This window comes from Flavobacterium johnsoniae (assembly GCF_030388325.1).
Taxonomy (GTDB): Bacteria; Bacteroidota; Bacteroidia; order Flavobacteriales; family Flavobacteriaceae; genus Flavobacterium; species Flavobacterium johnsoniae_C.
In genome coordinates this window covers 3,151,818-3,164,969 of record NZ_CP103794.1, presented here as the reverse complement: position 1 = coordinate 3,164,969, position 13,152 = coordinate 3,151,818, and the positions used below count along the sequence as shown (strand labels likewise).

Sequence of the window (13,152 nt, the reverse complement as noted above, 5' to 3'; positions counted from 1 at the left end):
AAAAAACTACAATTTATAAGTAACACCAACTCTAAAGTTTCTTGGTGCTTCAGTCTGCCAGTAATAAGCATTTAACCAGCTGTAGTATGAACCACTATAAATATATTCATCTAAGATATTGAATACGTTTGCAGTAACTTTAAACTTACCAGTTTCATAAGATAAACCTCCATCTAATTTAAAGTAAGAAGGTAATCTTTCTAATCCGACACTCCAAGTATCTGTTTGACGTCCGTCAAGGAAAGTTCCTCCAATAGAGGCGCCAAATCCTTTCAATTTACCATTTTGAAGCGTATAATTTAACCATGCATTTGCTGTATGTTTTGCATAACCTGGTACGATATCACCTTTTTTAATTCCTGTTGCTGCAGAAACCGCAGGATCAACTTCGTTTACAATAGATTCTGTGAAAGCATAATTCGCAATTAAATTTAACCCATCAAAGATTTTTCCTCTTACATCAAATTCAACACCTTGCGCTCTTTTCTCTCCTAATACAACACTAAATTGCTGTCCTGGAGTATTTGCAGGATCTCCTGTAAGTTCGTTTTTCTTCAAGATGCTATAAGCAGATAATGTAGTACTCCATGAACCATCAAACCAATCTCTTTTAATACCAAACTCAAGATTGTTTCCTGTAAGCGGTTTCACTTTGTCACCATTTCTAATCACACCAGATTGTGGAATAAAAGCTTGGTCGTACAATCCGTAAACAGAAGTATTTTCGTCAATAGAAACACTTAAACCTGCACGTGGCGTAATGTGGCTGTCAGAAATTGGAGCTCCTCCCCAACTTGCCTGACTAATCCAAGTATATCTTCCCGCAAGGGTTAATCTTACTTTATTTTCAAAAAATCCTAATTCATCCTGAATATATCCTGCTGCATATTCTGTACTCATTAAACCACCAATTGCTTTTGCTCTTACAGAAAGTGGTGTTGTATGATCAAATTGCGGAAAACCATTAGATGGCGTACCATAATTAGGATTGTATACATTAAACGGATTTGCTGGCGTATCCAAATCGTGAGATTGTCCCCAATCTGCCATATAATCTTTGCTTCCTAAATCTACACCTGCTAATATTTTATGTGTAACATTTCCAGTATTGAATTTTCCGTTTACGAATACTTGCCCTAAATACATGTTACTTTCTGCATCCCAAATACCTACGTTTCTAATAATGTCTCCGTAAGCAAGATTTCCTTCAGGAACACCGTCAAAATCTCTATCTGCTGGACCTGGACCAACAACGCCTGGCCAAGAACTGTATCCTTGCTGAATGTATTTAAAATAAGAAGTTTGAGCGCTAAGTTTCCAGTTTTCGTCAAATTTATGTTCGAACATTAAATATCCACTGTGATCTTGAATATTTGTATCAGGAAGCCCTGGCTGTGTCATTGTAAAACCAACTGGCAAAGTTGCATATCCGCCCGCCTGTGGTCCGAAAACATAGTAAGAACCAACTTCAGTCATATTAGCATATTGAAAATTGTATTCTGCCGTAATTTTTGTTTTATCATCAATCTGATAAGAAAGCACCGGAGCAATTACATAACGATTGTTTCTCTCGAATTGACGGTGAGAACCTTTATTTTGTGCAGACCCGTTGAATCTGTATAATAATTTTCCTTTTTTATCTAATTTTCCATCAAGATCAAGACTTACTCTATAAAAATCGTAGCTTCCTGCGGTTGCCGTAACTTCAGCTTTTGTAACTCCTGTTGGTTTTTTAGTTACAACATTATATAAACCACTTGGATCACCGCTTGAAAGCATAAATCCAGCTGGTCCTTTTACGAATTCAATATGATCTACAAAACTCATATCTTCTGTTAGCGGCCCCCAAAAAGAAGAAACCACGTTAAATCCGTTTCTAAAAGCCTGAATTTGAGAACCTCTCATCGTAATATTAGTATACAAATCTCCCCAGTGCTCTAAACGAACAGCACCACTCACGTTACGAATAACTCCATCACTCATACTTGTAATCTGCTGATCTTTTAAGGTTTGCGCACTTACAATTTGAACGTTTTGAGGAATTTCTAAAACTGGAGTCTGAAGACGTAATGACAATGATGGCTTGTCTTGCTTGTATTTGTTCTTTTTAATAACAACTTCTTCAAGATCTTCTTGACTTTCTGAAAGCACAAAGTTTTTAATTGTAGCCTGTTTTGAACTTACCACAATACTTTCTTCAACTGGCTGAATACCAACTCCTCTTAAAAGAATAGTATACGTACCCGGTTTAATATTTTTAATTTCATAATGTCCTGAAACACTTGTAACATCTGAATACTTTGTTCCTTTTAAAGTTACAGAAACATCTCCTGCAGGTTTATTTCCACTTAAAGAAACTTTTCCATTAATTGTTCCAAGTTGCTGCCCAATCATAGTTATTGAACTCAAAAACAACACGAAAAAGTAAACTTTTGCATCAAAAATTATTTTCATTTTGGTTTGGTTTTAAATTTTATGGCACAAAAGTAATTTCAAATCTTAACTTTTCCAAATTATTTTTATTCATTCTAAATAAATCTAACAATTTGTAATGAATTAGTAAGAATCACAGCTGAAAATTAGTTATGAAGTATTTCCTTAGAAATTAATCTACATTAAGTATAATCCCGAATTGTATTTTTATCTTTATAAATCAAAAAATTTTAAAATTTTCATTTAATAATATCCTGATATGAAATCAAATACAATAAGAAAAGTGGCTATTGTAGGTTACAACAGAATTCCTTTTGCAAGAGCAAATACAGCCTATTCTAATGTTGGCAATAAAGAAATGATGATTGCCGCACTCGATGGTTTAATTGATAAATACAGTTTGAAAGGAAAATTATTAGGTGAAGTTGCCGGAGGTGCTGTTATTAAGCATACTTACGACAATAATCTGATTCGCGAATGTGTTATGAAAACAAGCCTAGCCCCAGAAACTCCTGCTTGCGATTTACAGCAAGCCTGTGACACTGGAATTGAAAGTGCTATTTATATTGCCAATAAAATTGCACTAGGACAAATTGATTCTGGGATTGCTGGCGGCGTAGATTCTATCAGCGACATGCCAATTGCAGTGAGCGAAAAACTTCGAAAAATATTGTTAGAAGCTCGATATGCAAAATCATTAGGAGCAAAAATTAAGACCTTTTTAAAACTTCGTCCAAAAGATTTAAGTCCGCTTGTGCCTAGAAATGAAGAATCTCAAACAGGACTTTCAATGGGGGGACATACTGAAATTACGGCTAAATATTATAAAATATCTCGCGAAGAACAAGATCAATTTGCTTTAAAAAGTCATTTGAATATGGCAAAAGCTTACGACGAAGGTTTTTTTGATGATATGATTACGTCTTTTAACGGATTAGAAAAAGATAATAATCTAAGAAGAGATTCTACAATTGAAAAATTGGCCAAATTAAATCCCGCTTTCGACAAAGTAAATGGAACTTTGACAGCAGGAAATTCAACTCCTTTAACTGATGGAGCATCTTGTATTCTTTTGGCTAGCGAAGAATGGGCAAAAGAGCAAGGACTTCCTATTTTAGCTTATATTACTTTTGCTGAAATTGCAGCAATCGAATATGTAAAAAACCAGCAGAATTTATTGTTAGCGCCATTATTTGCTGCGTCAAGAATGCTGGAAAAAGCCGAATTAAATTTACAAGATTTTGATTATTATGAAATTCACGAAGCTTTTGCGGCTCAAACTTTAGCAACTTTAAAGATTTGGGAAAGTCCTGAATTGAGCGCTGAAATTGGTTTAAAGAAAACACTTGGCGCAATAGATCGTAACAAATTAAATGTAAAAGGAAGCAGTTTAGCAGCTGCTCACCCATTTGCAGCAACTGGCGGAAGAATTATTGGCGTAATGGCAAAATTGCTAAACGAAAAAGGTTCTGGAAAAGGATTAATTTCTATTTGTGCCGCAGGCGGACAAGGAGTAACTATGATTATTGAAAAATAATTTTTTACATTTTTTCAACAACATTCATTTGATTTTATAAATCTGCTAAACCCGACAGGTTTTAAAAATCTGTCGGGTTTCATTATAGGTAATAAAAAAAGAATTTATCTTAAATTTAAAAAGCAAATTCCTCAACAGAAGATAAAGCTTTAGGCAATGCATTGGCTGCAAAATCAGGAATTGCAGTTCCTTCTACGCGAAATGTTGTTACATCGGTCATTCCTAAAAAGGCGAAAACCGTTCGTAAATACGATTCAGAGAAATCATAACTTTTGTACGGTCCCTCAGAAAATATTGCACCTGATGCAATTGATAAATACACTTTTTTATTATTTACCAATCCTTTTGGCGATCCGTCAGCATAACTGAAAGTCTTGCCTGCTCTAGCAATCTGATCAATCCATCCTTTCAAAACTGCAGGAATTCCGAAATTATATAAAGGAACTCCAATCACTATAACATCAGATTCCAATAAATTTTCGATTGCATCATCTGAATATTTGAGTGCCAATTTTTGTTCTTCCGAATGTGTTTCAGCAGGCGCATAAACGGCACTAATATGTGAACCTGTTAAATATGGCAAAGGCGTTTTAGAAAGATCAAGTGTTTGTACTGTACTGCTCGGATTTGCTGCTTTTAGTTTTTCGATAACAGCATTAGATAATTGGTTACTAAATGAATTTTCTCCATTAGTACTTGTTAGTATTTGTAGAATTCTTTGGCTCATAATTGTATATCATTTGTTTTACAATACAAACTTATTTACATTTACTATCTCTTTTATAGTACTATCCTTGAGGATAGCACTATACTTGAGGATAGTAACAGTATATACATGAAAACAAAAAGTGAATTAACGAAAGAAATGGACTGTCAGCCAGAAGAATGTCTTGCTTCATTATTACCGGTAAGAGATGCTCTCGAAGTTTTAAGCGGAAGATGGAAACTTCCAATTTTGATAGCTTTGTCAAACAGACCAAAACGATTTAAGGAAATTTCTAAAGATATAAATGGCATCACAGATAAAATGCTTTCCAAAGAACTTAAAGATCTTGAGGTAAATAAATTAGTTATCAGAACTGTCTATGATACATTTCCTCCAACTGTTGAATATGCTAGAACAGAACACAGCCACACTTTGTATAACGTCATAAGTGCGTTAAATGAATGGGGAACTTTACATCGAAAAGAGATTATCGGAAATCGAAATGAATAATTGCATTTCGATTTAAAATCATAAAAAACTATATAAAATACTTACTTTCTTAAACTGTAAATCAATAATTTATAGTAAATTAGGACTTCCTTACAATTTAGTTTCTTTTTAAAATTTTGTTGCACTTTATTTTAAACCACTAAAAATATGGAGTCAAAAATACCCGAAGGTCCTCTTGCTGATAAATGGAATCTTTACAAGTCTAAAGCGAAGTTAGTTAATCCAGCAAACCGAAAAAAACTAAATATTATAGTTGTAGGCACCGGTCTTGCGGGCGCTTCCTGTGCAGCTTCACTCGCAGAACAAGGCTATAATATTCAATCCTTTTGTTTTCAGGATTCTGCTAGACGTGCACATTCTGTTGCCGCTCAAGGCGGAGTAAATGCAGCCAAAAACTACAAAAATGATGGAGACAGCACTTTCAGAATGTTTTACGATACTATTAAAGGTGGTGATTTTAGATCTCGAGAAGCCAATGTGTATCGTTTAGCAGAATGTTCTGCACATCTTATCGATCATGCTGTGGCTCAAGGTGTTCCTTTCGCTAGAGAATACGCTGGATATCTAAACAATCGATCATTTGGCGGCGTTCAGGTTTCTAGAACTTTTTATGCCCGAGGACAGACAGGACAGCAGCTTTTATTGGGTGCTTATCAAGCTTTAGAAAGACAAGTCGCTCTAGGAAAGATAGCATTATACACACGTCATGAAATGCTCGAATTGGTTGTTATTGATGGCAAAGCCAAAGGCATAATTGCAAGAAATCTAGAAACTGGAACTATCGAACGTTATGCTGCAGATGCTGTTGTTTTGGCTTCTGGAGGTTACGGAAAAGTATATTATTTGTCGACTTTAGCAATGGGGTGTAATAGTTCTGCCGTTTGGAGAGCGCACAAAAAAGGTGCTTTTATGGCTGGCGTGAGTTGGATTCAGTTTCATCCTACTTCACTTCCACAACATGGCGAAAATCAATCTAAGTTGACTTTAATGTCTGAATCGCTTCGAAATGATGGACGAATCTGGGTTCCCAAAACCGCAAATGATGACAGAAAGGCAAATTTAATTCCCGAGGAAGAAAGAGATTATTATTTAGAACGTCGCTATCCTTCGTTTGGAAATTTGGCTCCGAGAGATATTTCGTCGCGCGCTGCAAAGGAAAGAATTGATGCCGGACATGGCGTTGGTCCAATGAAAAACGCTATTTATTTAGATTTTTCAGATGCTATAAAAGCGCAGGGAAAAGATGCAATTGAGGTAAAATACAGCAATCTTTTTACCATGTATGAAAAAATTACAGGAATAAATGCTTATAAAGAACCTATGCTTATTTCTCCTTCTGCGCACTTTACAATGGGCGGACTTTGGGTAGATTATGAACTAATGACAACAATTCCAGGGTTATTTGCTTTAGGCGAAGCTAATTTTGCCGATCATGGCGCTAATCGTTTGGGAGCAAATTCACTACTTCAGGCTTGTGTCGATGGTTATTTTATTGCTCCATATACCATTCCTAATTATTTATCAGGCGAATTAAATGCAACAAAATATGATGTTTCTCATCCTGCTTTTGAGGAAGCTGAAAAAGCGGTAAGAAGACAATTAGATTGTTTTTTACATACTAACGGAACTCTTTCTGCTGATTATTTTCATAAAAAAATTGGACGATTATTATATGAAAAATGTGGTCTTTCTAGAAACAGAAAAAATTTAGAAGAGGCTTTAATTGAAATTCGAGAATTGAAAGCTTCATTCGAAAAAGATCTCAGAATTACAGGCGACAATACACTCAACAGCGAATTGGAAAAAGCTGGACGAATTGCAGATTATATCGAATTAGCCGAATTAATGTGTTATGATGCCTTACAACGCGAAGAATCATGCGGAGCACATTTTAGGGAAGAATATCAAACTCCTGATGGTGAAGCCGTTCGAAATGACGAGGATTTCTGCTACGTTTCGGCTTGGCAATGGAAAGGAAATAATGAAGAACCTAAACTGCACAAAGAACCTCTTGTCTTTGAAGCTGTAGAATTGGCTGTTAGAAGCTATAAATAATTGATAATTAACAATTATCAATTCATAATTATCAATTATTAATTAATATGCTATGAAGCTTTATCTTAAAATTTGGAGGCAATTTAATTCTTCTACAAAAGGAGAAATGACAGATTATGAAATTGATGGAGTTTCAGAACATATGTCTTTTCTTGAAATGTTGGATCTTTTAAACGAAAATCTAATTCAGCAAGGCGAACGCGTTATAGAATTTGATCATGATTGCCGAGAAGGAATATGCGGTCAATGTGGCGTAATGATTAACGGAAGAGCGCATGGTCCTTTAAAAAATACTACAACTTGCCAACTTCATATGAGAAGTTTTAAAGACGGAGATACTATTTATATTGAACCTTTTCGCGCCAAAGCTTTTCCTGTTTTACGAGATTTAAAAATTGACCGAAAAGCTTTTGATTCCATTATTGCTTCTGGAGGTTTTATTGGTGCTTCAACTGGTCAAGCGCCTGAGGCAAACAGTATTCCGATTTCTTATGAAATTGCAGAAGAAGCTTTTGATGCCGCCGCTTGTATTGGATGTGGAGCTTGTGTTGCTTCTTGCAAAAATGCCAGCGCAGCTTTATTTGTCGGAGCCAAAATAACGCATTTAGCGTTGTTGCCACAAGGAAAAGTAGAAGCTTCTAAACGTGCTCTAACAATGGTAAAAAAAATGGATGAAGAAGGTTTTGGAGCTTGTTCTGACACACGTGCCTGCGAAATCGAATGTCCGCAAGGAATCTCAGTACTTTCTATTGCCAAAATGAATTTAGAATATATGAAAGCTTTGGCTTTTAGGAAGTAAAGTAATTTAAAATACTACAGAGAATTTCTCGCAAAGACGCAAAGTCGTTAAATTTTAAAGGCCTAAAAAGAAACTTTGCGACTTCGCGTCTTTGCGAGATTAAACTATTCTACACAGTAAAATACGGTGTCAATATATCTTCAAAATTGTAAAGACCGTCTTCTTTTTCTTTAATGTTTTCGGCAACGAAAATAACTCCATTTCCAAAGGCTTCTCTAGAAATAGATTCGTGAATAATTCGTACCGTTTGAAAAGGAAATCCGAAAATAACTTCATGTTTTCCAACAATTCCGCCCGCCCGAACAGAATTGATATTCTCAGTATCTACATCTAGCGCTTCAGCAATTTTTATTGCTGTTCCAGAAGTTCCTTCTTTGGCTTTAAAATGCTCTTCATTTACTTCAATATCAACCCAAGGTGCTATTTTCTTTAAGAACTTTGCGGCAAACAATAAATAGTTAACTCCCAAAGTTATATTTGGCGACCAAAAAACGGTTGTTTTCTGTCCTAATTTCTTTAAAAATTGCAACTCTTTTTCTTTATAATGTGAAATCGCAGAAATGATTTTGACTTTCTTTTTCGCAGCAGCTTCACCATAAGTATAAATTCCTTGATGAGAAGAAAAGTCAATAATTACATCTACCGGATGTTTTTCTAGCAATTCTTCAATTGAAGTTTTTGAACTTGAATAGATTAAGCCGGGTTCGTCTGACTGCACTCCAAAAAATTCTGGTACAGATCTATGTTCCAAAACTGTACTTTGTCTTAAAACCCATTCTAAGCAGAATTTTTTATTTTCTAATAATATTGAAGCTACTGATTTTCCAGTCTTCCCGAATCCGATTAATCCTATTTTCATAAGCATTTGTATTTTTAATGAGCGGAATGCCCGTTAGAAAATTGATATTGTAAAGTGATAAATATCAATCTAAATTTTAATTTAATTCAACAGATTTAAAACTGCTGCTTGAGTAAAACTAGGAAAATTATAACAGAAATCCGAGTTAAAATTGCATTTTATAACAAAAAACTTACTTATTAATACTACTTTTTCTGTTAATTAGAAATCAGAAATTGATGATCTAACTTATAATCACAAAGGAACTAGTTTGTTTTTTATAATAATTTTATAAATATTTTTTACTTTAATACTTCATGATGCTAAAAAAAAAGCACTTAAAAAAATTAATAATCTAAGAAAAAGCAAGTTCAATTTTTAGAAATCTAGACATCGAAAAACTGAAATCTAAATTATTTTTTGACCGTATTCCAAAGACTAAAAACAATTTTTGAGGAAGCTTTGGATGAATATTTTGACGATTTTTCCTGCATCCATACTTTGAAATTATTTTACAGCAACCTGTGAAACGCCTGTAATTAAAGGATTTGAACTCAAAATTAAAGATAAAAAAACATTGCAGATATAATATTTATAAATAAGATGCCTATATTTGCAACTCTGTTGCGATTATATATTTCAATATTAGATATTTAAAAATTGCACAGAAAAAAATTGAATGAAAAAAAGAATCGTATTAGTAAATTTCTTAGCCTCTTTTGCAGTATTGTTTGCCATGCTGTTTCAGACGGTGCATTCTTACGAGCATTTTTTCAAACAGCTTTCAGAGAAACCTTGCGTACACCACTCAAGTGCCAATCAAAAGGAAATAACCCATAGTCATGAAGTCGATTCAAAATGTCATGTTTGTCATTTTACATTCAGCACTTTCATTCCAAATTCACATCAAATTGTAATTTTTAAGAAAGTACAATTTGAAAGCAATTCTGTATTTGCTTATACAAAATCAGTTTCTACATTCTTCAAAGGAAGTTTGTTTTCCTTAAGAGCTCCTCCTGCTTTATTTTAGTTTACCCCCTTTTTAATTCGCTTTTGAGCGAAGAAATCTATTTGATCTATTATACATTAATTCAGACATTTCTTTGTCTGTTTTAGTGATGCTTTCGCGAATAAATCGCAGTAAACTTTTATCATTCATTTTATCGAAATTATTTAGGCAGGCTTATTAAAGCTCGCCTGAAACATTATTTACAATTCTCAAAATTAAAATCCAAATCATAAATAATTATGCTTACAGCTGAAAATCTGACTAAGAAATATGGCGATAATATTGCTTTAAACGATCTGAATTTAAATATTAAAGAAGGCGAAATATTTGCGCTTTTAGGCCAAAACGGTGCCGGAAAAACCACAACAATAAACTTGTTTTTAGGTTTTATCGAACCAACTGAAGGAACTTTAACCATCAACGATATACCTGTTGTTTTAAATGCTAAAACGACAAAAGAATTTGTGGCGTACATTCCAGAAACAGTAATGCTTTATCCGAATTTAACTGGATTAGAAAACCTGAAATTTTTCTCTTCATTGGCAGGTTTTAAATACTCAAAAGGAGAATTGGTTTACTTTTTAAATAAAGCGGGATTACAAACTAAAGCGCACGATCAAAATCTTGGAGGATATTCTAAAGGAATGCGTCAGAAAGTGGGAATTGCGATTGCCATTGCTAAAAAAGCGAAAGTGCTTTTGCTAGACGAACCAACCAGCGGTTTAGACCCGAAAGCATCTAATGAGTTTTCTCAGATTTTAAAAGAACTTTCGGCAGACGGAACAGCAATTTTAATGGCAACTCACGATATTTTTAGAGCGCGCGAAGTGGCTACTCACATCGGAATTATGAAACAAGGAAACTTAGTTACAGTAATTGAAGCAGAGAAAATTTCTGCCAACGAATTAGAAAATTTGTATTTACAAACGGTTTAAAAGGAAACTCGATTTCCATCACTATAAAAATGAAACATCTATTTTGCTTACTATTCTTAGTAAGCACTTTTTCTATTTTAAATGCGCAAACTAACAAAAAAGTTAAAGACAGCATTACTAAAGATTCTCTGGAATTAGAAAGCAAACGCAACGAATTGCAAACTGTCGAAATTATTGGTCGCTCAACGCGAAAGTACAATAGCGATTATTCTTTTTCGGCTACTAAAACGGCCACTTTAAACAAAGATATTCCACAGTCTATTTCGAGTATTACAAAAGAATTAATTGCCGATAAAGGCGCCATTTATCTCGCCGATGTTGTAAAAATGGCAAGCGGAGTTATTCCAGCAAGTTATTACAATCAATACACTATTCGAGGCATCAGTCAGAACGAAGAAGGTCAGATTATCAATGGAATGCGAACTAGACAATATTATTTTCTACAACCATTAACAACTAATATTGAGCGAGTTGAAGTTATTAAAGGTCCTTCTAGCGCAACGTTTTCTTCTGTAGATCCTGGCGGAAGTATTAATATGGTAACGAAAAAACCTTTGGCAATTGACCGAAAAGAAGTGAGCTTTACTGTTGGAAGTTTCAGTACAATTCGAGGAACTTTGGATTTTACAGGACCTTTAAACGATTCAAAAACACTTTTATATCGTGTAAACGGAGCGTATCAAGAAGCAAAATCATTTCGTGATTTAGTTAATAATAAGTCTTATTTGATTTCTCCTTCTTTCAGTTATGTTCCGAACGAAAAAACGGCTATTAATACCGAATTGATTCTCAGCGACATGACAGGAGTTTTAGATCGCGGACAACCGATTTTTGGTGCTGTTGCAGGTTCGACTAATTTAAACCAAACTCCAATTAGCTTGAATTTAGGCGCTTCAGGAGATTATTTTAAATCTAAAGAAATGATTTTGATGACGAATTTAGCTCATAAATTCACTTCAAAAATTGGTTTTAATGCTTCGTATATGAAACAAACTTGGACAGAAAACCTTCAAGAACATCGCACTACAAATGCTTTTGCTGTCGATATGAACAATCAGCCTGTTACGAGTCTGGCAATGATGCAATTTGTACTACGCCAGCAATATTGGGATGTTGACAATTTGAGCGCTTATTTTAATTTTGATTTTAAAACAGGAAAATTAAATCATAAACTATTGACGGGCTATGATTTAAGCAGTTGGAATAAAAACATTGGAGGCGGACAAAATGCGGCGAGAGGTTATTTACTGAAAGACGGAAGTGTTGCCAATTCTTTTGTTCCCGCAAATGCTTCAAACTATCAAACAGTAACGGTAAACGGTGTTGTTTTACCAAAACCAAATGTCAATTTCTTTGATTTGAATAATCCTTCTTACGCTTTAAGAAATACGGAAGATTACGTAATAAACGTGCGTACAGCGCTTCCTTCTGCTCTTACGACGACTAATGCAGTTTATATTCAAGATCAAATTCAATGGGAAAAATTTACTTTTTTATTGGGGTTGAGAAACGAATGGTTTGAAGATATTACCAATTATAAATCTAATAAAGAATTAACCGTTAAGAAAACCGCTTTATTACCAAGAATTGGTGTTACGTATGCCATAAATAGCGCGATAAATGTTTATACCACTTATTTAGAAGGTTATCAGCCGCAATCGAACACGACAACTTTAATGCCTCAAACTGGAAGTTTACCTGCCGGAAGTCTTTTTAAACCGTTGGAAAGTGATTTGAAAGAGTTTGGAATGAAAGCCGTTTTCTTCAATAATAATGTAAGTTTTAATGCCGCGGTTTACGAAATCAATCAGCGTAATATTTTGATGAACGCGAATGATCCTGCAAATCCAGATCTTTTGGTGACAAGAGGCGGCGAAAGAAGTCGTGGTTTTGAATGCGATTTAGCTGGATATATTACGCCAGATTGGCAAATAAACGCTTCGTATAGTTATATCGATGCCGAAATTACAAATGATGCCAACGCTTCTTTAATTGGTCAGAGAAAGCAAAATACGCCTAAAAACAGCGCCAATTTGTGGACACGCTACAACTTTGCTTCAGATTCTGCTTTAGACGATTTCGGAATTGGTTTTGGAATGCAATATCAAAGCAGCAAAGTGCCTTGGTTTACAAGAGATTTTACGCTTCCTGATTTTACCATTTTTGATGCAGCGCTTTATTACAAACCTAATAACAGCAATATACAAATCGCTGCAAATGCCGGAAATCTTCTAAATAAAACGTATTGGTTAGGTGCTCAAAATTATTTGAGATTATTTCCTGGAAGTCCTAGAAACGCAAGCTTAACTGTAACTTATAAATTTTAGTTT

The 13,152-nt window shown here is 34.5% G+C and carries 10 protein-coding genes; 7 read left to right on the top strand and 3 right to left on the bottom strand.

The window, feature by feature from the left end; translation table 11 throughout:
• Positions 1-6: 6 nt before the first annotated feature.
• Positions 7-2,454, bottom strand: a complete 2,448-nt coding sequence (locus NYQ10_RS13750) for a TonB-dependent receptor (protein WP_289876910.1) — start codon at positions 2,452-2,454, stop codon at positions 7-9.
• Between the two features lie 238 nt (positions 2,455-2,692).
• Between NYQ10_RS13750 and NYQ10_RS13745 the strand changes: the two genes are divergently transcribed.
• Complete coding sequence (locus tag NYQ10_RS13745) at positions 2,693-3,970, top strand: acetyl-CoA C-acetyltransferase (protein WP_289876909.1); 1,278 nt, start codon at positions 2,693-2,695, stop codon at positions 3,968-3,970.
• A gap of 115 nt (positions 3,971-4,085) precedes the next feature.
• Here the strand turns inward: NYQ10_RS13745 and NYQ10_RS13740 are convergent, their stop codons facing one another.
• Complete coding sequence (locus NYQ10_RS13740; protein ID WP_289876907.1) at positions 4,086-4,697, bottom strand: FMN-dependent NADH-azoreductase; 612 nt, start codon at positions 4,695-4,697, stop codon at positions 4,086-4,088.
• A 108-nt stretch (positions 4,698-4,805) separates the two neighbouring features.
• Between NYQ10_RS13740 and NYQ10_RS13735 the strand changes: the two genes are divergently transcribed.
• From NYQ10_RS13735 to NYQ10_RS13725, 3 genes are all read left to right on the top strand, one after another.
• Positions 4,806-5,186, top strand: coding sequence for a winged helix-turn-helix transcriptional regulator (locus tag NYQ10_RS13735; RefSeq protein WP_289876906.1), 381 nt, complete (start codon positions 4,806-4,808; stop codon positions 5,184-5,186).
• Between the two features lie 147 nt (positions 5,187-5,333).
• Positions 5,334-7,241, top strand: a complete 1,908-nt coding sequence (locus tag NYQ10_RS13730; RefSeq protein WP_289876905.1) for a fumarate reductase/succinate dehydrogenase flavoprotein subunit — start codon at positions 5,334-5,336, stop codon at positions 7,239-7,241.
• A gap of 52 nt (positions 7,242-7,293) precedes the next feature.
• Positions 7,294-8,040 carry a succinate dehydrogenase/fumarate reductase iron-sulfur subunit gene (locus tag NYQ10_RS13725; protein ID WP_289876904.1) on the top strand — a complete coding sequence of 249 codons (747 nt, stop codon included), beginning with the start codon at positions 7,294-7,296 and terminating at the stop codon, positions 8,038-8,040.
• 109 nt (positions 8,041-8,149) lie between these two features.
• Here NYQ10_RS13725 and NYQ10_RS13720 read toward each other — a convergent pair whose 3' ends face one another.
• Entirely contained in the window at positions 8,150-8,899 is a 750-nt protein-coding gene (locus tag NYQ10_RS13720; RefSeq protein ID WP_289876903.1) for a 4-hydroxy-tetrahydrodipicolinate reductase, read from the bottom strand.
• Between the two features lie 658 nt (positions 8,900-9,557).
• Here NYQ10_RS13720 and NYQ10_RS13715 point away from each other — a divergent pair.
• From NYQ10_RS13715 to NYQ10_RS13705, 3 genes are all read left to right on the top strand, one after another.
• Positions 9,558-9,908 (top strand): hypothetical protein, encoded by a 351-nt coding sequence (locus tag NYQ10_RS13715; RefSeq protein ID WP_289876902.1) that lies wholly within the window; start codon positions 9,558-9,560, stop codon positions 9,906-9,908.
• A 218-nt stretch (positions 9,909-10,126) separates the two neighbouring features.
• On the top strand, positions 10,127-10,822 hold the full coding sequence (locus NYQ10_RS13710) for an ABC transporter ATP-binding protein (RefSeq protein ID WP_289876901.1): 696 nt from the start codon (positions 10,127-10,129) through the stop codon (positions 10,820-10,822).
• A gap of 29 nt (positions 10,823-10,851) precedes the next feature.
• Positions 10,852-13,149 carry a TonB-dependent siderophore receptor gene (locus tag NYQ10_RS13705; RefSeq protein WP_289876900.1) on the top strand — a complete coding sequence of 766 codons (2,298 nt, stop codon included), beginning with the start codon at positions 10,852-10,854 and terminating at the stop codon, positions 13,147-13,149.
• The last annotated feature ends 3 nt before the right edge of the window (positions 13,150-13,152 follow it).

What these genes read in the sequence shown, in the direction of transcription:
- NYQ10_RS13750 (WP_289876910.1), bottom strand. Translation starts at nt 2,454, where the DNA reads ATGAAAATAATTTTTGATGCAAAAGTTTACTTTTTCGTGTTGTTTTTG.
- NYQ10_RS13745 (WP_289876909.1), top strand. Translation starts at nt 2,693, where the DNA reads ATGAAATCAAATACAATAAGAAAAGTGGCTATTGTAGGTTACAACAGA.
- NYQ10_RS13740 (WP_289876907.1), bottom strand. Translation starts at nt 4,697, where the DNA reads ATGAGCCAAAGAATTCTACAAATACTAACAAGTACTAATGGAGAAAAT.
- NYQ10_RS13735 (WP_289876906.1), top strand. Translation starts at nt 4,806, where the DNA reads ATGAAAACAAAAAGTGAATTAACGAAAGAAATGGACTGTCAGCCAGAA.
- NYQ10_RS13730 (WP_289876905.1), top strand. Translation starts at nt 5,334, where the DNA reads ATGGAGTCAAAAATACCCGAAGGTCCTCTTGCTGATAAATGGAATCTT.
- NYQ10_RS13725 (WP_289876904.1), top strand. Translation starts at nt 7,294, where the DNA reads ATGAAGCTTTATCTTAAAATTTGGAGGCAATTTAATTCTTCTACAAAA.
- NYQ10_RS13720 (WP_289876903.1), bottom strand. Translation starts at nt 8,899, where the DNA reads ATGAAAATAGGATTAATCGGATTCGGGAAGACTGGAAAATCAGTAGCT.
- NYQ10_RS13715 (WP_289876902.1), top strand. Translation starts at nt 9,558, where the DNA reads ATGAAAAAAAGAATCGTATTAGTAAATTTCTTAGCCTCTTTTGCAGTA.
- NYQ10_RS13710 (WP_289876901.1), top strand. Translation starts at nt 10,127, where the DNA reads ATGCTTACAGCTGAAAATCTGACTAAGAAATATGGCGATAATATTGCT.
- NYQ10_RS13705 (WP_289876900.1), top strand. Translation starts at nt 10,852, where the DNA reads ATGAAACATCTATTTTGCTTACTATTCTTAGTAAGCACTTTTTCTATT.